We start from the raw sequence: 23,549 nt of genomic DNA, 5'->3' as shown, positions 1-23,549 counted from the left end.
AACAATTTTAGACATATTTATTCATTTTCATCTTCTAAATGTTCTTTACAAAACGTATTCACGGCTATTTCTTCATCTTCTTCAAGCTCAAAATCAAGTACTTTTTCAGTACCTCTTTCGTAAAAATAATATTGGGCAATTCGTTCTCCCTTCTGATCCACTGCATAAATCACTTTTAATTCTATTCCATTTTCAGAATATAGTTCATCATCCTCTGGAACTTCAATATCCAAAAAGAACTCATAGCGTTCACCTTCTAAGATTCCCGTTGGATCCTTTAATTTTTCGACCGAATATCCGGTAATATTCATCCTTATTTTGCCACCCTTCTTAATGATTACAATCCGTACCTATTATACACATTCTTTCCTGATCCGTGAAAAAGTTTCTCAACTTGAGACTAAATTTTCAATACAATTAAAAAAGGTATTCCAAAGTTTTGGAACACCCATACGATTCTTAAAAACTACCATGGAAACATTCTTCTGCGCTCATTTTCTTGAGCACCTTCTTCATGATCGTGATTACGTCTGCGGTCTTCTACACCACCTACATCATCAAAGTCACGTCTTTTATGTCTTCTTTTGTCATTTGTTTCAATGATAATTACCTCATCAGCATTGATAATTACTCTGTCTGCATTGATTACATGGCGTCTTCTATTTTCACTTCTATTTTCACTTCTATTTTCACTCATCTCGGTTTCACTCCCTTCAAGCTTATACATTAAAATATGGGAAAGTGAACGACTTGATTGGACGCGTATGACAGGACATTTATCCATTTTTAACATGGTTTAATGGGATTTTAATTCATAGGACACACCGATTCAAAATAGAATAATAATAATCCCAGTCGCAAAGGAGTTGTCGTCGAATGGTAGTAATGAATAGAATGGCATTATTTTTAGTCGTACTTTACTCCGGTATTATTTTGATGAATACGTATTTAGGGGAAACAGAACGAGTACAATCAAATGTGGTTATTTTTGTATTAAACGGATTTGCATATATTGTAACTGCGATTGAAACGGAAAGAGAAAAGCAACAACTTGTCGAAAATCGTTCAACAGCGTAAAAAACGACCGCTTCGTGATAAAGCGGCCGTTTTTTTATTTAACCTGCATGTAATGGGTCTTCAAACCTATACTGATTGAGGTATTAGTTTATGAAAGTAATGCACGGTCATTTGTCAGCTTTGCACCCCTAATTCTTTGGAACTCTTCTAGCAGTCGATCAACAGTCAAATTTGCTTTTTCCTGTTCATCTACTTCTAAAATAATTTGTCCCTTATCCATCATAATTAGACGGTTCCCTAAATCAAGGGCTTGTTGCATATTGTGTGTGACCATTAATGTAGTTAGGTTGTATTTCTGCACGATTTCTTTTGTTAAGTTTGTGATTAAGTCAGCACGTGCTGGGTCAAGTGCTGCCGTATGTTCATCAAGTAACAAAATAGAAGGCTCTGTAAATGTCGCCATTAAAAGTGATAGTGCTTGGCGTTCTCCCCCAGATAATAAGCCTACCTTAGCAGAAAGTCGATTCTCTAACCCAAGGTTAAGGGTTTCTAGAACTTCTTTAAAGTAGTCCTTACGTTTCTTAGTAACCCCTTTACGCAAGTTACGAGTCTTATTTCGTGAGTATGCCATGGCTAGGTTTTCCTCAATGGTCATGTTTGGTGCAGTACCTGCCATTGGGTCCTGGAATACACGCCCGATTAGCTTAGCGCGTTTATGTTCAGGTAAAAATGTAACATCTTTCCCAGCAATTTCAACAGCACCTGCATCAGGAATGAGCACACCGGATATTACATTCATTAACGTAGATTTACCGGCACCATTACTACCAATGACAGTCACAAAGTCGCCTTCTTTTAAGTGTAAATTGGTCCAATCAAGGGCAATCTTTTCATCAGGTGTACCTTCATTAAAGATTTTATGAATTTGATTTAAGTGTAGCACTTGACTCACCCTTTCTTTCTGAAGGTACACTGTTCATTTGAACACGTTGTTGTTGTCGTTTCGCTCTTCTGCTTTTTTCTTTTGTTCCTTCAAGTATTTTAGGAAGGACAAGCGCAATGATTACGATAATCGCTGTAATTAATTTCATGTCTCCTGGTTGTAGGAACTCCACACGTAACGCAAGTGAAACAACGATACGATAAATGATAGCTCCCCCAATAACTGCAAGTGTTGCCCTTGCAATCGTTTTGGCACCAAATAAGGCCTCACCAATTATAACGGAAGCTAAGCCAATTACGATCATCCCTATACCCATTCCGACATCAGCAAATCCACCTTGTTGCGCGATCAATGATCCCGAAAATGCAACAAGGGCATTAGATAGACCTAGTCCAAGGATTGTCATTAAGTTTGTATTAGCAGAAAAGCTGGAAATCATCTTTTTATTATCTCCCGTTGCTCTAACTGCAAGACCAATTTCCGTACGTAGGAAGAGGTCAATCAATAATTTTATTACAAATGTAACAACAATCATGAAAAGCAAGATACCCCATGTTTTAGGCAGGCTATTACCTAAACCCATTGCTGATAATACAGAATTGAAGGATGAATCTATTCCTGATGAAGCCGATACTCCTGATACGTTTGTAAAAGTGGTATCAATATTTAATAATGAAACATTTGATTTCCCCATTATTCGTAAATTGATTGAATATAGGGCGATCATCATCAAAATACCAGATAGTAATGCATTTATTTTTCCAACCGTGTGTAGTAATCCTGTGATACTACCTGCAATAAATCCAGCAACAAGTGCTAGAAGAGTTGCAATAAAAGGATTTACTCCATTTGTGATCAAAATGGCGGAAACAGCAGCTCCTGTAACGAAGCTGCCGTCAACCGTCAAGTCTGGAAAATCTAGTATACGGAAGGACAGGTAAACACCAATTGCCATGATTGCATAGATGATTCCTGATTCAAATGCCCCAAATAATGCCGTAAACATGTTGAATCATCCTTTCTTTTATTGCCCTTCGTAGATCTCAGCAATCTTTTCCCATTCAGGTTTAATTTCAATTCCTTGTTCTTCAGCAGCTTTTTTGTTGATGAAAAGCTGTAGGGTGTCAGGAAGTTCAACTGGAATTTCAGATGCTTTCTTCTCACCTTTTAGAATCTTAGCTGCCATAAGTCCAGATTGGTACCCTATATCAAAGTATTCAAAACCGCTGGCTGCAAATCCACCCGCTTTCATTGAGTCAAGCTCACCAACGAAAAGTGGAATATCTTTTTCATTTGCTACTGAAATAATAGAATCTAACGCTTGAACTGCAGTGTTATCAGTTGGAATATAGATGGCATCTACACGCCCAACTAAGCTTTCAGCCGCTTGCTTCACTTCAGCGGTTGTTGAAACGGAAACTTCAACTAACTCCGCACCACCTTGTTCAGCAAACTCTTTTACCTGCTCAACCTGAACGACAGAATTTTGTTCACCAGAGTTATAGATAACACCAATCTTCTTTGCTCCCATTTCCTCTGTTATAAAGTTGATTGTTGTTTTTGTAGCATCTGGATGATTATCTGTTGTACCCGTAATGTTGTCACCTGGCTTGTCAAATGCTTCTACTAAGCCAGCACCAACTGGATCTGTGACAGAAGTGAAAATAATTGGAATGTCACTTGTTGCATTAAGTGCAGCCATTGCACTTGGTGTTGCGTTCGCAAAAATTAAATCTACTTTGTTCCCCACAAGGTTTTGGGCAATTGTTGCAGTATTACTTTGCTCTCCTTGAGCATTTTGGGAATCAATTTTTAAATTTTCGCCTTCCTTAAATCCTTCATCTTCTAATGCCTTAATGAAGCCTTCAGTCGCTGCATCTAATGAAGTATGTGGTGCATATTGTGAAATACCAACTACAACCTGCTCTTTGTCACTGTTTCCACCCGCATTACCTGATGTGTTATCTGACGAAGCACAACCTGCTAAAGCAAGAAAACCAGCCAATAACACTCCTACAAATTTACTTGAACTTTTCATGCATAATCCCCCTTAATTTCCTTTACACTTTTTGTTTATTCTAGTATTCTATTACTTTACTAGAATAATGATTTTATCGCACATCAGTTTTACTGCAGTAAAGCAAAAAAGCGTTAATGTGTGTCATTGTTTAATCGTTATATTATCACTCTAGGTACATTGCGTCAATTATTTTCTGAACATTTTACACTTTCAGGTTATACTTTTTTTGTCATGCAAAATACGAATTTTTGTTTTCCTGTGATAATACGTTTTAATTTTTTTAGTTAACAAAGACTAAAACAATATGAAGTTGTAATGGAGGTATTTGCTTGAAGCAATCTGAACAATGGTCTTCAAAAATTAGCTTTATTTTAGCTGCAGCAGGATCTGCTATTGGATTAGGGGCCATTTGGAAATTCCCGTATGTGGCTGGTACTAGTGGTGGAGGCATTTTTTTCATTATTTTTCTTATTTTTACCCTGTTAGTCGGTTTACCACTTTTATTAGCTGAATTTGTAATTGGCAGAACGACACAAAAAAACGCGATAGAATCCTTTAAAGAATTGGCTCCAAAAACAAATTGGCACATCGTTGGCCGTTTAGGTTTCATTACAAACGCTATATTACTCTCATTTTATAGTGTGGTAGGTGGCTGGATCTTAATTTATTTGGTTAGCGGAAGTATTGGAAGATTAAACGGTTTAACGGAAACAGAGTATGGAAGTTATTTTGGAGAAACAATTTCAAATCCATTCCTCGTAATTTTTGTACAACTTGTATTTATGTTAATTACGATTATTGTAGTTGCTAAAGGGGTCCAATCTGGGATTGAAAAAGCAAGTAAATGGATGATGCCAGCACTTTTCATCCTATTTTTAGTCATTATCATACGATCGATTACTCTTGAAAACTCACTTGAGGGAATTTTGTTTATTTTGAAGCCTTCCCTTTCTTCTTTAACTTCTGAAACGATTCTATTTGCATTAGGTCAATCTTTTTTCGCCCTTAGTGTTGGTGCCAGTACGATGTTAACCTATAGTTCTTATCTTTCGAAAAAGGAAGATTTGGTACAGTCCGCGTTTTCAATTGTGTTATTAAATATACTTGTAACCCTTTTAGCTGGATTGGCCATTTTTCCAGCGGTGTTTGCTTTTGACTTAGAGCCGGACGCAGGACCTGTTCTTTTATTTAATGTACTACCGACTGTTTTTAACTACATGCCATTTGGAATGCTCTTTTTAGTTGCTTTCCTTCTCTTATTTTTATTTGCTACACTCACCTCTGCATTTTCAATGCTTGAATTAATAGTAGCGATTTTAACAAAAGGTAATGTTCAAAAGCGAAAGTTTTACGCATGGATGTCAGGACTTATTATTTTTTTAGTGGGCGTTCCATCGGCTCTTTCTTACGGGGTATTAAGTGATGTTCATTTATTTGGAAAATCTATTTTTGACCTTGCAGATTACCTTGTAAGTAATATTCTATTACCGATTGGAGCTTTCTTTATATCCCTTTTTGTTTCGTTTAAATTTCCACGTACAATTCTTTATAAAGAGATGCAAATGGGCAGTAGCATTCCCATTTCTCTGTTAAAGGCTTGGTTCTTTCTCATTCGATATGTGGTACCGGTTGTGATTGCAATAGTTTTCTTGGATAGTTTAGGTGTTATTTAAAAAGGGTGTTCCAGTTTTACTTGGAACACCCTTTAGTCTTACTCTTTTTCTTCTTCGATTTCAGATGGAGCTGCATTCTTCATAACCTTTATTCTCATAATTCGTTTTTCATCCATTTCGATTACTTTAAATGTATGATTTTTGTAGTCAATTTGTGGATGTACATCCCCTGAAGGAATATACCCTAACTGGCCAATTACAAAGCCACTTAATGTATCATATTCATCTGTTGGAAAGTCGATTTTCAAAAGACCTTCAACTTCATACAAATTAATTGTTCCAGCCATAGAATAAGTATTTTCATCAAGCTGGATGTATTCTTCGTCCTCAATGGTGTATTCATCGTACTCGTCAAATATATTCCCGACGATTTCTTCAATTAAGTCCTCAATTGTAACAATCCCATCTGTCCCACCATATTCATCAATCACAATGGCCATATGGATATTGTTTTTTTGCATTTCCTTAAATAATTCATTAGTATGCTTTGATTCTAAAACAAAATAAGGATCTCTTAGTAAGTCTTTTAAGTTAAATGCAGTGTCATCACAATCATCAACGAATTTTATCAGCTCTTTTGAATGTAAGATCCCCACAATTTGATCAATACTTTCATCATATACTGGAAAGCGTGTATATTTCTCAACTGTAACTAAATGAATGATTTCTTTTAATGTGTAATCAAGTGGGATTGCAATAATGTTCGTCCGATGTGTCATGATGTCTGATACAGTTTTATTATCAAATTCAAAAATATTATTGATCATAAATTTTTCTGATTCTTGTATAGTCCCTCTTTCTTTTCCTACATCAACCATCATTCGAATTTCTTCTTCAGTTACATTTTCATCATCCGCATTCGGATCGACTCCAAATAAGCGTACAAGTCCATTGGTTGATAACGTTAGTAGCTTAACAAATGGTGATGTTACTTTTGATAAAATCGTTAAAGGCCTTGCCGCAATTAAAGAGATTTCCTCCGCCTTCTGTAGGGCAAGTCTTTTCGGCACTAGTTCACCGATTACTAATGTGAAGTAGGATAAAATAAGTGTAATGACTATCACAGATAGGGAATCAATAATACTTGGTGCAACTGGAACACCAATGTCTACAAGCCAGTTTGTTAAGTAAGTAGCAAAGCTTCCGGCTGCAAATGCACTTGCAAGAAAGCCAGCTAAAGTAATTCCGATCTGAATGGTCGCTAAAAAACCACTCGGATTTGACAGAAGCCTATGTAATAAAATTGCTTTTTTATCTCCACTGTCAGCCATCAATTTTACTTTGTTGTCATTTAATGAAACCATTGCCATTTCAGAAGCCGCAAAAAATGAATTCAACAAAATCAAAACGACAAGGATTAAAATCTCAACAACCATAATAAATACCTCCAATGATCAAAAAAACGAACATCATTTTATTAAATTCCCCTTCTCTTATATCCATTATGCTTATTTTACTATGTGATACGAAATCTCGTGGGAATCATGCTTAAATTTTTTTACATTTATGTTGACATTAACAAAAATCACCATTATAATTTGTCTTAAAGTAATATATCTTGAATTCGAGATAAGTGATAGTAAAATAATATTTTTATGGAGGAATTAAAAATGGCAAATACAAAATGGGCAGTAGATGCATCACACAGCAGTATTGATTTTTCAGTAAAACACATGATGATTGCAAAGGTAAAAGGTTCATTCGAGAACTTTGAAGCAATAATTGAAGCAGATCCAGCTGACTTAACTACAGCAAATATCGAATTTAGAATCGACCTTACAAGTATTAATACAAAGAATGAAGATCGCGATAACCACCTTCGTTCAGCTGACTTCTTTGATGTTGAAAACCATCCATCAATGACGTTCAAATCAACATCGATTGTTAAAACGGATGATGGTGAATACGATGTAACGGGTGATTTAACCATCCGCGGCACAACAAAACCTGAAACATTCCAAGTTGTATTTGAAGGTGCTGGAAAAGATCCTTGGGGAAATGAAAAAGCTGGATTCAGCGCAACTGGCAGCCTAAATCGCAGTGATTATGGTTTAGTCTGGAATGCAGCACTTGAAACTGGTGGAGTTCTAGTTGGAGACCAAGTAAAAATTTCAATCGAAATTGAAGCAGCAAAAGCTGAATAAACCATGCAAAGCAGGCCATAATGAGCCTGCTTTTTAATATTCATATAACAATGTAACGATTTTATCTTCAATTGGTTTTCCGTGTGCATCATTCATTAGATTATTCAATAGGATTGAAAAGATTAGATCTTCCCCACTTCTTGTTTTCAAATAGCCTGATAGAGAACTAACCGTTGTGATTGTCCCTGTTTTTGCTTTTACCTTTCCCGCCATCTCTGGGTTTTTTAATCGATATCGTAAAGAACCACCAACAAGACGTTCACTGTTTCCAGCAATCGGTAATGAGTGTAAAAATGTAGGAAACCATTCTTGGTTTTGGGCGGAATAGAGAAATTTTGAGATATCATTAGCAGAAACCAAATTCACGTGTGAAATTCCAGACCCGTCTCTAATCACCATACTACTAGGGTCAACACCTATCTTTCGAAGTTCTTCCTTCACAACATTTATTCCTTTTTCCCAGCTGCCTTCACCATAACGGGCACGTCCCATCTCCTTAACTAATGTTTCTCCGTGGCCATTATTGCTTAACTTCATAAAAGGAATAAGAAGTTCATTTAATGGAATGGATTTATCTGATACAAGAAGTGCTGCCTTATCAGGTGTTTTTGCAATGCCTTCCGTTCCCATCACGTGGATTCCCTGCTTCGCTAATGATTGCTTAAATAAGTCCAACGCATAGCCTGTAGGCTCCCACACGGTCATCCACTCTTGAATAGGAATTGCATGAACTGGGATTGTTCCTTCAATCGTAATCACATTCTCCCCATGCTCGCGAATGATAGAAATGTCTTTCTTTTCTTCTTTTTGAACGGTTTTTGTGTTATTAATGATTTTTATGTAATTGCTCGATGGTTGTAAGGAAATTACTGCTTTGGTACCCGCTTTCTTCCCAGGTGAAACCTCCACAATTATTGTTCCGGAATCATAATCCTTATTTGGAGATGCGGTTAATCCCGAAACAGCTGAACCATAATAATAAGTTTCATCACTCCATGTTAAATCCATCGAATACCGCTCATCGTCATACCAAGTATCATCCGCAATCACGTTTCCGAAAATCACGTCGACTCCAGAGTTCTTAATTTTTTTTGCAAGTAAATCTAAATCTTCCTGAAGCAATGTGGGATCTCCTTTTCCCTTCAGATAAAGATTTCCTATTAGTTTGTTTCCTTCGAGTTTTCCATCTGTCAGAATCTCGGTTGAAAATTGATGATTTTCACCAAGTGCCGATAAAGCTGTGGCGGCCGTGATGAGTTTTAAATTGGAAGCAGGTCTAAGTCTGACATCGCCAGCGTGTTGATACAGGATTTCTCCACTTTTAGCTGATCTTACACTTATTCCGGCGATTGCTCCTTTTAAGTTCGGTTCATTCAAGATAAGCTGATTCAGTTGCCCGAACACTTGCTTTTGGCTCGCATTTGCATCTGCTTTTTCTTGTTGTGGCATGATGACAATTACTAACAGCATAATCGCAAACAGAAAATAGTTTCGAGAGCTAATAATTAATTCCTCCTCATTTAGTACTTTTGTACAAGTTTGGAACTATTACCATATTTTACACAAAAACAAGCGTAATATGAAGAACCAAGAAAAAAAGCATCCCTTTGCAGAGATGCTTACTAACTTATAAAAATACAAAATAAATGACAGCCGCTAATACAATGCGGTAAATAGCAAATGGTAATAGTTTAATTTTATCGATTAAGCGTAAGAAAAATCGAATAGAAATAAGAGCGAATACGAATGCACTAATGAATCCCGCAATAAATATTGGAAGTGCGTCCATTGAAAAATACTCGATGTTTTTTAAAAGCGAGATACCACTCGCTCCTGCCATAATCGGTACAGCCATGATAAAGGTAAAATCTGCTGCTGCTCTATGGCTTAATCCCACTAGTACACCACCTGATATAGTGGCGCCTGAACGTGAAAATCCTGGCCATAGTGATAAACATTGAATAAGTCCGACTGTTAAAGCTTGTTTATACGTAATCTGATCGACTGTTTGTGTATTTGGGTGGTTTTTGCTATAACGGTCTGCAATAATCATTAAAATGGCCCCAATTACGAGCCCAATTAATACCGTTTCTGTTGTGAATAAATGCTCATCAATTGTATCCTCTAATAACACACCTAGAACACCTGCAGGAATTAATCCCACAATGATATGAGTTAAGCGTAGATGCTTTGCTCCCACCGGGACAATTTTATTTTTTCGATTAAGTCCCAATAAATCAATAAACCTATCCTTAAAAACAACAACAACGGCTAAAATAGAGCCAAGTTGGATGACAACCTTAAATGTATTTGCCGGGTACTTTCCAAGAAATTCCTGTGTTTTCAGCCACATATCATCGACGATAATCATGTGACCGGTTGAAGAAACGGGCGCAAATTCAGTAAGCCCCTCAACCATTCCTAAAATTATGGCTTTTATAATTTCAATAATTTCCATCAGATATAATATACTCCTTTTTTACTTATCTCGTTTTTGATCTTCTCTTGCTGAAAAATATAACAAGAAATCCAATTCCCGCTAAAGCGATTAATGCATACGTAATATTGGAGTAAATGTCCATGTAATGAACAATGACATCCCATGATTCACCAAAAGCGGCTCCTAGCATTACAAGGATCACATTCCAGATTAAAGTTCCAAGTGTTGTAAACAAAATGAACATCCAAAAATTCATATTGGACATCCCGGCTGGAATGGAAATCAAGCTCCTAATTAATGGCACCATTCGGCAGAAAAATACAGTCCAATATCCATATTTATCAAACCACGCATCTGCTTTATGGATATCTTCTTTTGTTACCCGTAAAATGCGACCATAGCGGTCAACGATTTTCTCCAAACGCTCCACATCAAGTAAGCGGCCAATTCCGTAAAGAATGATTGCACCTACGACTGAACCGAGTGTTGCGGCGATGATGACTCCTGTCACAGTTAAATTTGTTTTTGTCGTCATAAATCCACCTGCTGTTAAAATAACCTCAGATGGAATAGGTGGAAAGATGTTTTCTAAAGCAATTAATAGAAAAATCCCTATATACCCAAATTGATCCATAAATTCTGTTATCCAGTTTTGCATGTTTACCTCCAAATAAGATGCTATTCCAATAAATCGATAAGCATACTTATTGTAATCTATGTTTGTCCTACTTTAAAGTATTCCTTAAAAATTTTCCTATTCCTGTATTTCCAGTACGACTGGGCAATGATCGCTTCCCATTACGTGCGAGTGGATTTGAGAATCTTTCAATCTGTCTTTTAATTGTTCGGAAACAATAAAATAATCAATTCTCCATCCAATATTTTTTTCACGCACATTTCGCATGTAACTCCACCATGTATATTGATCCGTTACGTCGGGATAAAAATATCTAAAGGAATCAATAAAACCAGAGTTAAGCAAATCCGTCATTTTTCCACGCTCTTCATCGGTGAAACCAGAATTTCCTCGATTCGATTTCGCATTCTTTAAATCAATGTCGGCATGCGCGACATTCAAATCCCCACAAAGAACAATTGGCTTCTTCTTATTTAAATCAATGAGATATTCACTCATACGATCTTCCCAGTCAAGTCGATAACCGAGACGTGCAAGATCCCTTTGTGAATTCGGTGTGTAAACATTGATTAAATAAAAGTCTGCGAATTCCAATGTAAGAATTCTTCCCTCATCCTGCTCATTTTCATTACCAACACCATATGAAACGGAAAGTGGCTTTTCCTTCGTAAAAACTGCAGTTCCAGAATAGCCTTTTTTAAGCGCGTAGTTCCAATACTGATAGTATCCTTCAAGATCTAGTTCAATCTGACCTTCCTGGAGCTTTGTTTCCTGTACGCAAAAGATATCAGCATCCATTTCGTGAAAATAATCTAAGAATCCTTTCTTTACACAAGCCCGTAATCCATTAACATTCCATGATACAAGTTTCATAATTTTAAAGCTTCCTCTCTATGTTACTCCTCATAAATCATTTTTCTAGTCATTCCGCCATCTACGATAAGATTAATTCCTGTCACGAAATTATTTTTCGGATCAGTTAAATAGAGACATGAATTAGCGATATCCGCTGGTTTTCCGACTCGCTTCGCAAAATGCTGACCGTGATCAATTTCACGAAGCTCCTCATAGTTCCCAGTTTCAATCCATCCGGGTGAAATTGCATTTACGGTAATCTGATATTCTGAAAATGAAGCAGCAAGTGCATGAGTAATCGCAACGATCCCGCCTTTTGTGGCTGCATACCCTTCTGAATGCGGCTCAGACATAATCGCTCTCGTTGACGCAATATTGACGATCGACCCACCAGATTTCTTCATATATTTTGCAACTTCTCTCGAACATAAGAATACACTTCGTAGATTTGTATTAATCACATCATCCCATTCTTCAACTGTTACATCGAAAGGTGACTTGAATAAATTTTTACCCGCGTTGTTTATTAAAATATCTATTTTACCATAAGTTTGATAGGTTTGGTTTACCAATTGGAAGATATCCTGTTCGTATCTTACATCCGTTTTGATAAAAATAGCTTCCACACCTTTTTTGTTAAGTTCACTTGATAGGTTGTTTCCAGCTTCAACATCCATATCTGCTAATACAACTTTATCTCCGTTTTCGGCATACGCTTTTGCAAGCCCTTTTCCAATTCCATTTGCCGCTCCAGTTATTATTACCACACGCCTCATTTTACTTCACCAACCTAAAACAAAAATTTATATTCTACCTCTCTCATTATAATCGACTATAACAATCTGGCAAAATAAAACAGAGATTCAATGGTTCTAAGAATGATAAAATGACGTATGGGGTGATAAAGGTTATGAGAAAAAAAGTGTTCATTTTTCTATTATTGTTATGTAGTCTTCCGGTTTTGCTAAGCTTAGACCCTATCACGTATGACTCCTCTTTTTATGCCAAATATGAATCCCCAGAGGGAATTCTCTTCCTCAGCTACTCACAAAACTGGAACGAGCGCAAATTAGAAGATTTATATAAAGAATTAATAAAAAATAAACATGGTGATGAAATCAACCTTTTGAAGGAAGTTCGAGTAATGGAAGGTCCATCTCCTTCAAATCATATGATTACAGGAATCTATCACCCATTTATAAGTAGCATTACCTTATATAAAGGAAATGAATACACTAGTGCGCGGGAATACCGAGATACATTATCACATGAATACGGGCATCATTTTGCCTATTATTATTTTCCGACACATCACTTTCCATTTTCAAAATGGGCAAAACTTAGAGGATTACATCATTTTCCTGTCAACTGGAATTCATTTTTGAATTATTCAGTTTCGGCGCATGAATGGTATCCCCAAGAAATTTTTGCAGACGATTATGTTCTATTATACGGACCAACTGATGAGGCAGATCCAGACGATGTCTATACAAATGAAGGCTTCTATATGCGAACGGAGCATGAAAATCAAAATCTAGAAAATATACTTGGTAACGATGATTTACTAAACTTTATTGAGAAACAAACTGGAATTAAGATTGATAAGGACCGCAAATTAAAAACTCCAGTATTGTCATCAGTTTCTGACAACAGTTTGACTTTTTCGGTGGAGAAAAAGAAAGACGTTGCCTACCGGTTGAATCTAGGAGACTACGAATACTATAAAATTTCACAGGACCCAAGTGGCTTAATTACTTTTTCAAATATCGATTTACCCGAAAATGCTGTGGTTTCTCTGGATGTTCTTGATTTAAACACATCGATTGGCTTTCGCTCAAAAGATATTCGACTACTGGTAGAGGATTAGGATAGAAAAATACCCGCGTTTCATTATATAATAAGAGAAGACGTTGTAGTTATTCTGTAGAAGAATCTAGAATTAACTACAAACCTTCGGCGGATGCCTCAGATTTTTCAAAGGAATTCTCCAAAAGATGATCAAAGACTAAGAACGCCACTTCCTGTGGCAACGTCTTTGTGACCTATCTCGTATGGGCCTAAAAAAATCTGGGCGCAAATATGCCGTGGTGCATTTGATTGAAAGGCGGTAATGACGATCCCGACACCGAGTATGGAAGATTATTTAGAGAAAATTTATTTATCCATTCAGCAAAAAGGCTACGCTCGAAGCGTAGATATTGCTTCTTCATTAAATGTCCTCCCTTCTTCTGTTACTAAGATGATGCAAAAATTGGACGAGGAAGGATTTGGAATATATGAAAAATATAGAGGATTTGTACTTACAGATAAAGGAACAACAATCGCGAAAAAACTAGTCGAAAAGCATGAAATGCTAGAGGACTTTTTAAAAATGATTGGCGTACAAGATAAAAATATTTATGAAGAAGTCGAAAAACTCGAGCATTATATCAGCAAGGAAACTTCTCTTTGTTTGTCTACTTTAATTGACTTTTTTGAAGAGAATCCTTCAGTTAGAAAGCAATACTTACAATTTCGACAAGATAAGATGTAAAAAAGCTTAGGGTTGATCTGACCCCATAAAGTTGGACAAAAATATTATGCTACTTGCTCGGTGGTTTGAAACCTGTACTGTACGGGGCTCAGGCCACCGTGTTTTTGTTTAATTCGATAGTTGTTGTAGTAACTAATCCACTTACTAGCTGCCTGTACAACCTCCTCAAAAGATCGATAATCATGAAGATGGATTGTTTCACATTTCAAAAGGTGAAGGAAGCTTTCCATTGCCGCATTATCAAGACATGTAGCTTTTCGTGACATACTTTGAAAAACATGATGATCCTTAAGCTCTTTTACCCAGCTGCGATGTTGGTATTGAAACCCTTGATCTGAATGAACAGTTGTCCGATAAGGAAGCTCTGGAAGAGCTTCTAGGGCTTCATGCAACGGAGCTAAAGCAAATTTCACAGTAGGATGAAGACCAATGTTAAAGGAAAGGATCTCACCAGAGTAAAGATCCATTACAGGTTCCAAGTAACAGCGTTCAGATACTCTAGAACAATCTTTTCTTTAAATTCACTCGAAAATTTAGTCAAACTAAAAACCCCCTAAGATGGATGTTTAGTCCAACTTAAGGGGTTCACTTCAGGTACCTGAGCTTTTTATTTTAAATCTAAGTTAATGACTTCATCTAAATAAGTTGTTCCCTGATATCCACGAACAGAGAGCCAACCAGGAATGATTTCTTCTGCCGAAATTTCGTTTTGAAGCTCGATGAACATTTTCGTTTGATAATGGCGTGGTTTATCAATCACATCCATGTTTGCATAATAGTCGTATTCCTCTCTGTTAAATATGTTTCCCTTTCTGTCTACCAATACGCCCTCAATACCCGTAACCCCCATTGCATCATTATTTACTACACTAAAATCGATTGACTCAAATTTTCGTTCTTCACTCATTTCAGTTGTTATTTCAATTTTTGTAGGAATGCCAAGATCAACTTTATCAATTGAAATTTTGCTACCGAGATATTCAAAGGTTTGAGGAAATGGTTGATTCATATCAATATCCACATTATAAAAATCATTCATATAGTACGATAATGAATGTAAAGGTATACGAACCTCTTTTGGATTATCGAAATATAGTGAATCAAAAACAGAGTGAAATGTGAAATATTCATTCATATTACTCTCAATTGGAAAGTTCCATCCATATGAAATTGGTTTTGCCGTCTTTTCTTTCGTTTGGATACCTTCAAAAAATAGTTCATTAATATTTTTATCAACTGTATATGGTTTAAATCTGTATTGAAGAGCTGTTAAAGTTGGAGTAATAATCAATTTTTCAAACTCAATAGGCACACCATCTACTGTCACTTTTTTATTAACAGGACGCTCAATGGACGCTTGCTTTTTAACAGGTATTTCGAAGTTCCATTTTCCGTATTCAAAACTCGCCTGTCCATTATAAGCCATCCATACAGGATTTTTGGGGTCTTCGCCAATTTTTTGAAGCTTCGAGATATTTAACTTTATTGATTTTGCTTCGGACGTAACAGGCAATAAACTCAGAGTTCCTTTAAAAATGGTCCCATCACTATCCAAAGGCTGAACTGGTAGATGGTTGACAGGATATGCCTGTTGATCAAAGGTTTCAAATTCCTTCTCAACATATACACCATCCCAAAAATTAATACCATATTGTTCTTCTTCCTCAAGGTTCTCAACCTCATAATAGATTAGGGTTTGAAATTCATCGGCAATGGCGCTTTTAATGGTTACCTTTATTCCATTGGATTCTTGCACAAGATCGAGCGGCTCTCCGATGCCACTTTTTAAATAATCCAATAACTGCTCATCCTCTAGATCACGCCAATCTAGCCAGGAATAATATATATAAGCAAAAGCGTTGGAGGCATAACCAATTAAGAATAGGATTAATAGTGAAGAGGCGATTCCAACGCCAATAGTTGTACGTTTCTTTTTCTTATTTCTTTTATCCTCTTCTATTTTATTTAATGCTGTGATTACAGGGTCTAAAAACTCTCCCGGTACCTCAATCTCTTCGGCACTTTTAATCAGTGAGTTAATGGCATTCTGAAAACCCGCTAAACTTTGCTGGCAACTCTGACATGTATGTAAATGGATTTCGAGTTCAATCTTTTCAGTTCGGTCTAATGTACGACTTAAATAATCAATAAATTTATCCTGGTAATGAGCTTCCTTACTACCACTTAAACTTTGGATTCCCTTATGGAGACGGGCTTTAACTGATTCAACTGAGATTCCAAGAATCTCGGAAACCTCTTTCTGTGAAAGCCCTAGAACATAGCTTAATACGAGGGAGTCATCCAGTTCTTCAAAATTGTTCCTATTTTTACATTCTTGTAGGAGTTGAGAGATAACCCATTTTTCTAAGTCAGGATTCTTTTTTATTTTTCGTATGTCAGCCTGCAAATTAAACATAACCGTGTAAAACACATCTTGAATGTCACTGGAAGAATGTAAATATGTCCTGGCAAGTTTGTATAAGCTATCTTTCCTTTGTTCAAACCATTTAATTATGGCTGCAAGGTTATTTTCTTTTATCAATTTAATTAATACGGGATCCGTTTCCGCTATTAGCACAATTTCTGTCTCTCCCTTTGGTAGAAATCTTCCTTTTCTTCAATATTCAACAAATATCGCCTGAATCCTTCTAAAAAGCAATAAAAAAGACTAAATCAGTTACGATTTAGCCTCATCTTCTTTATTTCTTTTTTAGGTCTTTTGGTTCTACCTCGTATTCTTCAGCAACCTCTGTTTGATAGCTTGGTTGAAACTGTTGTCTTACTTGTTCCCGATTTTCGTCATCGAGCACCTTATTTCTCATGTAGGCATGGAAAAGAGCCTCACAAGCAGTAATTAACGCCGCAGCAGTAAGGGAGGCTGTAATTAAAGATGAGGTGTTTTCCAAAAACAAATAACTCAACAGCCAAACTGAGAAAAATGATAACCCGAAGTCTGCCAATGTAGCAAATAAATTTCCCATTCTAGGTAACGTAAACAAATCACCTATGAGATATGAAATTCCTGTTACGAGAAGGCTCATTAATAGTAAATTACCGAGAGATGCGCCTCTAAAAATTCCGAATAGCGACAAGAGAACAATTGCTATTATAATAAATTTAATTCCGAGAGCCTTGAAATGCCTCATTTTTTGACATCACCCTTTTATTCTTATTTAGACCTATCTTTTGAAGATAATGAATAGAATATAAAAGGTAATTTTTGGTCGTGAAATTTCTGCAAACGTAGAGACTAGATTGCCCGATTTTCTATTTGACGATTGTGTAGATTGTAATAATATCCCTTTTGCTCTATAAGAGAAGCATGTGTTCCTCTTTCCACAATTTCTCCTTCGTTTAAAACAATGATTTGATCGGCTCTTTCAATCGTATTCAAACGGTGGGCAATAATAAAACTTGTCTTTCCCTTCATCAAACGCTGTAGTGCCTCTTGAATTTTCATTTCTGTAACCGTGTCAATACTACTTGTTGCTTCGTCAAGAATAAGAATAGACGGATTTGCAAGAATTGCTCTTGCAATTGAAAGAAGCTGCTTTTGTCCTTGGCTAATCCCACTGCCATCCTGGTTCAAAACCGTCATGTATTGATTAGGCAACTTCATGATAAAGGAATGAGCATTTGCTAATTTGGCTGCTTCAATTACCTCTTCATCGGACGCATCCAATCTTCCGTAACGAATATTATCCATGATAGATGCTTGAAACAAATATGTATCTTGTAGCACAAAGCCCATATTTTGACGAAGGCTTTCTCTTGTTATCGATGACGTATTTATCCCATCTATAAGAATTGACCCTGAATCGGGTTCATAAAATCGAGATAATAAATTAATAATTGTTGTTTTTCCAGCTCCTGTTGGACCGACAAAAGCAACAGATTGTCCTGCTTTTACCTCGAATGATACATCCTTAATAGTGTTCCCATCTTTTTGATAAGAAAAAGAGACGTGATCAAATTCGACATTACCTTGGATTTGGTTCACTTTTTTCGCTTTTCTTTCATCCTTAGCCTCAACATCTTCATCTAAAATATCAAACACACGCTCTGCACCCGCAATGGCAGAAAGTAATGTATTAAATTGGTTAGCCAAGTCATTGAGTGGTCGCGTAAATTGTCTTGAATACTCGGCAAAAATGACAATAGTTCCGATCGTGATATGGCCATTCAGTGCAAGTACCCCGCCAATCCCGGCAATAATTGCAAAGCTTAAGTTATTTAATACGTTCATAAGCTTTGGAATAAAACCAGAATACGCTTGTGCAAAATAGCCTGCTTTCTTTAGCTTTTCACTTTTTTCTAAGAAGTCGTTCATTACGGTTTCTTCCTGTGAAAAAGTCTTTACAATTCGCTGACCTGAAATTGTTTCCTCAATATAACCGTTTAATTCTCCCAAATAACGCTGCTGTTCCTTAAATAGCTTCCCTGTTCGCTTTGTGATCCACTTAATCCCAATAAACATGATTGGAATAATAATCATCGTGATTAAGGTTAATAGTGGGCTCAACCAAAGCATAATTCCAACTGTACCTATTAATGTTAGTAAGCTTGAAAATATTTGAATGACTGATGAATTTAAGGTTGAGCTGACATTTTCAATATCATTTGTAATTCGACTCATGAGCTCCCCATGTTGCCTTTTATCAAAAAAGTGAATCGGTAAACGATGCAACTGTTCAAAAAGTTCCGTTCTCATAGAGAATACGGTATTCTGGGCTATGCCAACCATCCAATAAGCTTGATACCATAATGATAAGGAATGAAGAATATAAACAACTCCTAGTCCCAGTAATAAAACAAGGATCCCTTTATGATCCTTTGAAACGATGTATTCATCGATCCCTTTTCCTAATAAGAATGGACCGAGGAGACCAAGTCCTGAGCTTGCTACGACCATCGCAAGTACGGCAATTAATAATGTATGATTGACCGCAAGGTAAGACCAAATTCTTTTTATAGTACCCATTCTATCCTTTGCTTGCTGCGGTTTATCCCCATGATTTTGTTTCGGACGATTCATTCGCGCTGACATAAGCTTGTCCCTCCTCTCCAAATTGAGTATGATAGACCTTTTGATAAAAAGGCGAGGAATGTAATAGCTCTTCATGACTTCCAGTAGCAAGTAATTTTCCATCTTCTATCAGTAAAATTGTATCGGTTTTCATCGCTGTGTATATTTTTGACGTAATGATTAAGGTCGTACATGTGTAATTTTTTAATTCTTCAAGAAGTTTAGCTTCTGTTTTGAGGTCGAGCGCACTTGTACTATCATCTAATAATAAGATTTTCGGGTTGCGAACAAGTGCTCTTGCGATTGAAATTCGTTGCTTTTGCCCACCAGAAAGATTCACACCCTTTTGACCGATGACAGTTTCGTATTTTAATGGAAGCTTCTCAATTGTTTCATGAATTTGGGCTCGCTTTGCTGCTTCAATAATCTCTACCATCGAAGCATCCTGTTTGCCCCAGCGGATATTATCCTTAATCGTTCCAGTAAACAATAATGCCTCCTGTGGTACATAGCCAATTTGTTTTCGTAATTCATCAAGCTTTCGATCCTTCACATCAATGTCGTCTATCTGAACACTTCCCTGAACAACATCATATAAACGTGGAATTAATTGAAACAAGGACGTTTTTCCTGAGCCTGTCGCACCTAGAATCGCAACCGTTTCACCTGATTGAATCGAAAATGAGATATCCCGTAACACCCTTGCATTCGTTCCTGGATATCTGAAATCAACATGTTTAAACGATATACTACCCTCTGCATGTGGAACAGTTTGTAGATTATTATTCGATTCGACTAAATCAACCTCCGTATCTAATACATCAACAAGACGGTCTGATGATGCTTTTGCTCGTGAAAAATGCATGATAATCCAAGAAAAAACGCCTAGAGCCCCCGTAATCCGAGTTGTATAATTGATGACTGCAACAACCTCACCAACCTGAACGTTTCCTGAGCTAACATCAATACTACCGAACCAAAGAATCGCGATAATACTTCCATTCATTAATAGTAAAAGTACTGGCATCGTTAATTCGATAAGCCGTAGTGAATTAATTGTTCGATTCTTTAGGTCTTCATTAGCAGAAAAGAATCGTTTTGTTTCATGTCCCCATCGTACAAAGGCTTTTATTAATCTCATGCCAGAAAGATTTTCTCGCATTACACCGTTCACGATATCTAATTTCTTTTGGACTGTTTGGAATAATTTTCTTGCTTTTGTCATGACGATTATAAGAAACAAAATTAAAAATGGAGTTGTAACAATGATCATCATAGCCAGCTTTGCATTGACAAGGAAAGCCATGATCATACCGAAAATGATTAGCATTGGTGCACGCATTGCGATACGTAAACTCATAAACACCGTGTTTTGTATCTGGGTTACATCATTTGTCATTCTAGTTATTAAAGATGCTGTATCGAATTTTTGAAGATTGGCGAAGGAAAAAGATTGGATTTTTCCAAACAATTCTTTTCTTACGTCAAAGGCAAAGCTTTGACTTGTATGCGAAGCAAAAAAGGAATTCGTAATTCCAGAAATAAAGGCTAGAAGCGAGATTCCGACCATAATTCCGCCCCACTTCAATACTACTGAAAGATCTTTTTGTAAAATACCATCATCAATCACCTTTGCAATTAATAACGGTTGCAAGAGTTCGACCGCAAGTTCAACAAATGTTAATCCAAGAGCGACTGAAATGGCTAGTCGATAAGGTTTTAAATACGCTAGCATTCTTAACATATGAGCCTCCAAGTTATGTACGAACAATTATTTCAATTTCCGAATTATTTTTATCATACAATAAAATTCACTATTATTATAGAAAAAAAACATCAAAAGCAAGAGCCCTTGATGTTTTACTGTTTTTGTAGATTATGAGAGTATAATTTTTGGCTAGCCAAAAAGCTAATGATTGTCGCAGCAATGACAGCAATTAGCATAAACAAATTAAGATGATGCATACCTTTAGCAACATCGACCTGATTGGTGATCAGCATCCCCATGATACTTGCACCAAATGTTGTACCTATGTTTCTTGCAAAGAAATGAAGACTTGTCGACATTCCTTTTTGATGAGCTTCTGCCAATTCCTGTGAGCCGATGGTTCCAATCGTTACTACCAAACCAAACGCAAAACCTTGGATCGTTAGAATTACAAATATATAAAAGAAACTTGTGTCTTTATTCATAAAAAGTGCCATAATTGCAGAAAGCACGAGCAACGCATTTCCAAAGAAAATGGTATTGCGGTACCCATATTTCATGATAAACTTCCCTGAAGGAACAGATGCAAACATCCAGGCAGCACTCATCCCAAATAGAACGAGTCCACTCACTATAATTGAAATCCCCTGTACCTTTTGCATAAATAATGGAACATAACTTTGAAACGCGAAAATGCTTAGGAAAATCAAGAGGCCATTAATATTCATCCATGAGATATTTTTATTCTTCAGAATCTCGATTGGGATAAAACGCTTATCCGATTTATTCTCAGCGAAGATAAATGCCACTAATAAGATAACACCAATTAAATTATAGATTACTAAATTTTCTGTTGTAATGGTGTTCATTAAAAATGCTAGCATACTTCCTGTGAAAAAAAAGGCGCTGAGATAGTTCAGTGGATTTTTATCCTTCGTAATGTTTTCTTGATATGGTATTAGACATAATAAAACAATAATCCCAATTGGTATATTGATAAAGAAAATCCAGCGCCATGACATCGTTTCAACAAAAAAGCCACCAATAAGTGGTGCAATGACAGCAGAAACTCCCCACATAGCTGAAAAGAATCCTTGGATTTTCCCGCGTTTTTCAATTGAATATAGGTCACCGGCAATGATCATTGTTAATGGTGAAACCCCACCAGCACCTAGTCCCTGAATACCTCGATATACGATTAATTCCACCATTGAATCAGCCAAACCGCATAGTAATGAACCTATCGTAAAGAGAATAATAGAGATGCTAAAGATTTTTTTTCTTCCATAAATATCGGCAAGTTTCCCGAATATTGGTAAAGAAACAGTAGAAAATAATACATATATGGCAAACATCCATCCATATAACCTATACCCGCCTAGCGTTTCTGCTATCGTTGGGGCTGTAGTCTGAAGGATTGTTGTATCCATAGCACTAATAAGCATTGCAAGCACAATACTTACTAAAACAAATGGTTTTGATTTCATTTTGTCTTCCCCTTTTAGCCTAGAATTATTCTATTATACTACAGAAAATGGAAAAGAAAAGATGCTGTTTATTCAAACAAATACAATGCCACAAAATATGAATGAGGTAATTTCATGATTCGCATTACAGCCATTACACATAATAATAAGCGTATTAAAGATGTTCCTATTTCAGAAATAAAAAACACCGAATGGAAGTGGTTTTGGATTGATTTTAATCGACCAACTGAATCGGAAATCGAAGAATTATCATATACTCTTCATTTTCATCCGCTGGCAATCGAAGATTGCATCCATGTCTTGCAACGTCCGAAATTAGACTTTTATGAAACAAACACATTCTTTGTTTCGCACAGTCTTCATCAGGAAACGATGGAAAAGGAAGAAATTAATATGTTTCTTGGCGAAGGATATATTGTGACCTTTCATTTAATGGAGTCGAGCGAAGTGAATGATGTGTGGAACCGGTTAATCGTAACGGAAGAAGTTGAAAAATGGGATCCCTCCCTTGTGTTATATCATATCATTGACAAGCTAGTTGATAATTATTTTCCGTTTGTTTACCAGTTAGAAGACACATTAAATGAAATTGAGGACAATTCGAATGAAAAATCAATGGAAGAGCTACTTGATGAACTTTTTGAAACAAGACATCATTTACTAACATTACGGCATACAGTTACACCGATGCGTGATTTGGTGTATCGGATTATCAATTCTCATCGCCTTGATATCTTACAGCACCGGATCGAATATTTCCATGATATCCATGATCACCTGCTACGACTTACTGAAAAAATTGATGCCAGTCGAGAATTAACAGCTGATATTCGCGATAGTTATTTATCTTTGAATTCGCATCAAACAAATAAGGTTATGCGAATTTTAACCGTCATCACGACTATCTTTATGCCACTCACTTTCATTGCCGGGATTTACGGTATGAATTTCACGCATATGCCAGAACTTACATATAAATATGGGTATTTTGTGATCCAAGCAATTATGATTGTAATTGGACTTGGGATGTTTTTTTGGTTTAAACAAAAAGGTTGGTTTAAATAGA

At 36.4% G+C, this 23,549-nt stretch carries 23 protein-coding genes; 6 read left to right on the top strand and 17 right to left on the bottom strand.

What is annotated here, in order from left to right:
* Positions 1-17: 17 nt before the first annotated feature.
* Together RGU12_RS01230 and RGU12_RS01225 are read right to left on the bottom strand one after the other, a co-directional pair.
* A complete protein-coding gene (locus tag RGU12_RS01230; protein WP_309534436.1) occupies positions 18-311 on the bottom strand; it encodes a DUF6509 family protein in 294 nt (97 codons plus the stop codon).
* A 155-nt stretch (positions 312-466) separates the two neighbouring features.
* Entirely contained in the window at positions 467-697 is a 231-nt protein-coding gene (locus RGU12_RS01225; RefSeq protein ID WP_309534435.1) for a hypothetical protein, read from the bottom strand.
* 179 nt (positions 698-876) lie between these two features.
* On the opposite strand from RGU12_RS01225, the gene RGU12_RS01220 reads away from it, so the two are divergent.
* Positions 877-1,077: a hypothetical protein gene (locus RGU12_RS01220; RefSeq protein WP_309534434.1), complete on the top strand. Its 201-nt coding sequence runs from the start codon at positions 877-879 to the stop codon at positions 1,075-1,077.
* 88 nt (positions 1,078-1,165) lie between these two features.
* Here the strand turns inward: RGU12_RS01220 and RGU12_RS01215 are convergent, their stop codons facing one another.
* From RGU12_RS01215 to RGU12_RS01205, 3 genes are read right to left on the bottom strand one after another with little or no spacing between them, the layout of a single operon-like run.
* Positions 1,166-1,960, bottom strand: a complete 795-nt coding sequence (locus RGU12_RS01215; protein WP_309534433.1) for an ABC transporter ATP-binding protein — start codon at positions 1,958-1,960, stop codon at positions 1,166-1,168.
* Positions 1,935-2,966, bottom strand: coding sequence for an ABC transporter permease (locus RGU12_RS01210; protein WP_309534432.1), 1,032 nt, complete (start codon positions 2,964-2,966; stop codon positions 1,935-1,937). The genes RGU12_RS01215 and RGU12_RS01210 overlap by 26 nt, the downstream gene beginning before the upstream one ends.
* A gap of 18 nt (positions 2,967-2,984) precedes the next feature.
* Entirely contained in the window at positions 2,985-3,998 is a 1,014-nt protein-coding gene (locus tag RGU12_RS01205; RefSeq protein WP_309534431.1) for an ABC transporter substrate-binding protein, read from the bottom strand.
* 311 nt (positions 3,999-4,309) lie between these two features.
* Here RGU12_RS01205 and RGU12_RS01200 point away from each other — a divergent pair, with 311 nt between their 5' ends.
* On the top strand, positions 4,310-5,653 hold the full coding sequence (locus RGU12_RS01200; protein WP_309534430.1) for a sodium-dependent transporter: 1,344 nt from the start codon (positions 4,310-4,312) through the stop codon (positions 5,651-5,653).
* A gap of 38 nt (positions 5,654-5,691) precedes the next feature.
* Here RGU12_RS01200 and RGU12_RS01195 read toward each other — a convergent pair whose 3' ends face one another.
* Positions 5,692-7,029: a hemolysin family protein gene (locus tag RGU12_RS01195; RefSeq protein WP_309534429.1), complete on the bottom strand. Its 1,338-nt coding sequence runs from the start codon at positions 7,027-7,029 to the stop codon at positions 5,692-5,694.
* A gap of 234 nt (positions 7,030-7,263) precedes the next feature.
* Between RGU12_RS01195 and RGU12_RS01190 the strand changes: the two genes are divergently transcribed.
* Entirely contained in the window at positions 7,264-7,797 is a 534-nt protein-coding gene (locus tag RGU12_RS01190) for a YceI family protein (protein ID WP_309534428.1), read from the top strand.
* 33 nt (positions 7,798-7,830) lie between these two features.
* Here RGU12_RS01190 and dacB read toward each other — a convergent pair whose 3' ends face one another.
* The 5 genes from dacB to RGU12_RS01165 all read right to left on the bottom strand — a co-directional run bounded on the left by dacB (position 7,831) and on the right by RGU12_RS01165 (position 12,505).
* Entirely contained in the window at positions 7,831-9,246 is a 1,416-nt protein-coding gene (dacB, locus tag RGU12_RS01185; protein ID WP_309534427.1) for a D-alanyl-D-alanine carboxypeptidase/D-alanyl-D-alanine endopeptidase, read from the bottom strand.
* A gap of 178 nt (positions 9,247-9,424) precedes the next feature.
* Positions 9,425-10,255 carry an undecaprenyl-diphosphate phosphatase gene (locus RGU12_RS01180; RefSeq protein WP_309534426.1) on the bottom strand — a complete coding sequence of 277 codons (831 nt, stop codon included), beginning with the start codon at positions 10,253-10,255 and terminating at the stop codon, positions 9,425-9,427.
* Between the two features lie 25 nt (positions 10,256-10,280).
* Positions 10,281-10,895, bottom strand: coding sequence for a DedA family protein (locus RGU12_RS01175; RefSeq protein WP_309534425.1), 615 nt, complete (start codon positions 10,893-10,895; stop codon positions 10,281-10,283).
* 96 nt (positions 10,896-10,991) lie between these two features.
* Entirely contained in the window at positions 10,992-11,747 is a 756-nt protein-coding gene (locus RGU12_RS01170) for an exodeoxyribonuclease III (protein WP_309534424.1), read from the bottom strand.
* Between the two features lie 23 nt (positions 11,748-11,770).
* Positions 11,771-12,505 (bottom strand): SDR family oxidoreductase, encoded by a 735-nt coding sequence (locus RGU12_RS01165; protein WP_309534423.1) that lies wholly within the window; start codon positions 12,503-12,505, stop codon positions 11,771-11,773.
* A 134-nt stretch (positions 12,506-12,639) separates the two neighbouring features.
* Between RGU12_RS01165 and RGU12_RS01160 the strand changes: the two genes are divergently transcribed.
* Together RGU12_RS01160 and mntR are read left to right on the top strand one after the other, a co-directional pair.
* Complete coding sequence (locus RGU12_RS01160) at positions 12,640-13,596, top strand: hypothetical protein (RefSeq protein WP_309534422.1); 957 nt, start codon at positions 12,640-12,642, stop codon at positions 13,594-13,596.
* A gap of 249 nt (positions 13,597-13,845) precedes the next feature.
* Positions 13,846-14,262, top strand: coding sequence for a transcriptional regulator MntR (gene mntR / locus RGU12_RS01155; protein WP_309536249.1), 417 nt, complete (start codon positions 13,846-13,848; stop codon positions 14,260-14,262).
* Positions 14,263-14,306: 44 nt separating this feature from the next.
* On the opposite strand, the gene RGU12_RS23730 is transcribed toward mntR, so the two are convergent.
* The 6 genes from RGU12_RS23730 to RGU12_RS01120 all read right to left on the bottom strand — a co-directional run bounded on the left by RGU12_RS23730 (position 14,307) and on the right by RGU12_RS01120 (position 22,483).
* Positions 14,307-14,741, bottom strand: a complete 435-nt coding sequence (locus tag RGU12_RS23730) for an IS3 family transposase (protein ID WP_396232291.1) — start codon at positions 14,739-14,741, stop codon at positions 14,307-14,309.
* 128 nt (positions 14,742-14,869) lie between these two features.
* On the bottom strand, positions 14,870-16,840 hold the full coding sequence (locus RGU12_RS01140; RefSeq protein WP_309534421.1) for a DUF4179 domain-containing protein: 1,971 nt from the start codon (positions 16,838-16,840) through the stop codon (positions 14,870-14,872).
* A 121-nt stretch (positions 16,841-16,961) separates the two neighbouring features.
* On the bottom strand, positions 16,962-17,408 hold the full coding sequence (locus tag RGU12_RS01135) for a YndM family protein (protein ID WP_309534420.1): 447 nt from the start codon (positions 17,406-17,408) through the stop codon (positions 16,962-16,964).
* Between the two features lie 104 nt (positions 17,409-17,512).
* Positions 17,513-19,309: an ABC transporter ATP-binding protein gene (locus RGU12_RS01130; protein WP_309534419.1), complete on the bottom strand. Its 1,797-nt coding sequence runs from the start codon at positions 19,307-19,309 to the stop codon at positions 17,513-17,515.
* On the bottom strand, positions 19,266-21,032 hold the full coding sequence (locus RGU12_RS01125; protein ID WP_309534418.1) for an ABC transporter ATP-binding protein: 1,767 nt from the start codon (positions 21,030-21,032) through the stop codon (positions 19,266-19,268). The genes RGU12_RS01130 and RGU12_RS01125 overlap by 44 nt, the downstream gene beginning before the upstream one ends.
* A 116-nt stretch (positions 21,033-21,148) precedes the next feature.
* On the bottom strand, positions 21,149-22,483 hold the full coding sequence (locus RGU12_RS01120; protein ID WP_309534417.1) for an MDR family MFS transporter: 1,335 nt from the start codon (positions 22,481-22,483) through the stop codon (positions 21,149-21,151).
* 114 nt (positions 22,484-22,597) lie between these two features.
* Between RGU12_RS01120 and corA the strand changes: the two genes are divergently transcribed.
* Positions 22,598-23,548 carry a magnesium/cobalt transporter CorA gene (corA, locus tag RGU12_RS01115; protein WP_309534416.1) on the top strand — a complete coding sequence of 317 codons (951 nt, stop codon included), beginning with the start codon at positions 22,598-22,600 and terminating at the stop codon, positions 23,546-23,548.
* The last annotated feature ends 1 nt before the right edge of the window (position 23,549 follow it).

Origin of the sequence: Ferdinandcohnia sp. QZ13 (assembly GCF_031324165.1) — a bacterium.
In the GTDB taxonomy this organism is placed as follows: Bacteria; Bacillota; Bacilli; order Bacillales; family Bacillaceae_L; genus Ferdinandcohnia.
Note: the sequence above shows the minus strand (reverse complement) of the source record. Positions and strands in the feature narration are given on the sequence as shown.

Bases quoted from the DNA above. Each gene is read 5' to 3' on its own strand.
- RGU12_RS01230 (WP_309534436.1), bottom strand. From the start codon at position 311: ATGAATATTACCGGATATTCGGTCGAAAAATTAAAGGATCCAACGGGA.
- RGU12_RS01225 (WP_309534435.1), bottom strand. From the start codon at position 697: ATGAGTGAAAATAGAAGTGAAAATAGAAGTGAAAATAGAAGACGCCAT.
- RGU12_RS01220 (WP_309534434.1), top strand. From the start codon at position 877: ATGGTAGTAATGAATAGAATGGCATTATTTTTAGTCGTACTTTACTCC.
- RGU12_RS01210 (WP_309534432.1), bottom strand. From the start codon at position 2,966: ATGTTTACGGCATTATTTGGGGCATTTGAATCAGGAATCATCTATGCA.
- RGU12_RS01205 (WP_309534431.1), bottom strand. From the start codon at position 3,998: ATGAAAAGTTCAAGTAAATTTGTAGGAGTGTTATTGGCTGGTTTTCTT.
- RGU12_RS01195 (WP_309534429.1), bottom strand. From the start codon at position 7,029: ATGGTTGTTGAGATTTTAATCCTTGTCGTTTTGATTTTGTTGAATTCA.
- RGU12_RS01190 (WP_309534428.1), top strand. From the start codon at position 7,264: ATGGCAAATACAAAATGGGCAGTAGATGCATCACACAGCAGTATTGAT.
- dacB (WP_309534427.1), bottom strand. From the start codon at position 9,246: ATGCCACAACAAGAAAAAGCAGATGCAAATGCGAGCCAAAAGCAAGTG.
- RGU12_RS01180 (WP_309534426.1), bottom strand. From the start codon at position 10,255: ATGGAAATTATTGAAATTATAAAAGCCATAATTTTAGGAATGGTTGAG.
- RGU12_RS01175 (WP_309534425.1), bottom strand. From the start codon at position 10,895: ATGCAAAACTGGATAACAGAATTTATGGATCAATTTGGGTATATAGGG.
- RGU12_RS01170 (WP_309534424.1), bottom strand. From the start codon at position 11,747: ATGAAACTTGTATCATGGAATGTTAATGGATTACGGGCTTGTGTAAAG.
- RGU12_RS01165 (WP_309534423.1), bottom strand. From the start codon at position 12,505: ATGAGGCGTGTGGTAATAATAACTGGAGCGGCAAATGGAATTGGAAAA.
- RGU12_RS01160 (WP_309534422.1), top strand. From the start codon at position 12,640: ATGAGAAAAAAAGTGTTCATTTTTCTATTATTGTTATGTAGTCTTCCG.
- RGU12_RS01135 (WP_309534420.1), bottom strand. From the start codon at position 17,408: ATGAGGCATTTCAAGGCTCTCGGAATTAAATTTATTATAATAGCAATT.
- RGU12_RS01130 (WP_309534419.1), bottom strand. From the start codon at position 19,309: ATGTCAGCGCGAATGAATCGTCCGAAACAAAATCATGGGGATAAACCG.
- RGU12_RS01125 (WP_309534418.1), bottom strand. From the start codon at position 21,032: ATGTTAAGAATGCTAGCGTATTTAAAACCTTATCGACTAGCCATTTCA.
- RGU12_RS01120 (WP_309534417.1), bottom strand. From the start codon at position 22,483: ATGAAATCAAAACCATTTGTTTTAGTAAGTATTGTGCTTGCAATGCTT.
- corA (WP_309534416.1), top strand. From the start codon at position 22,598: ATGATTCGCATTACAGCCATTACACATAATAATAAGCGTATTAAAGAT.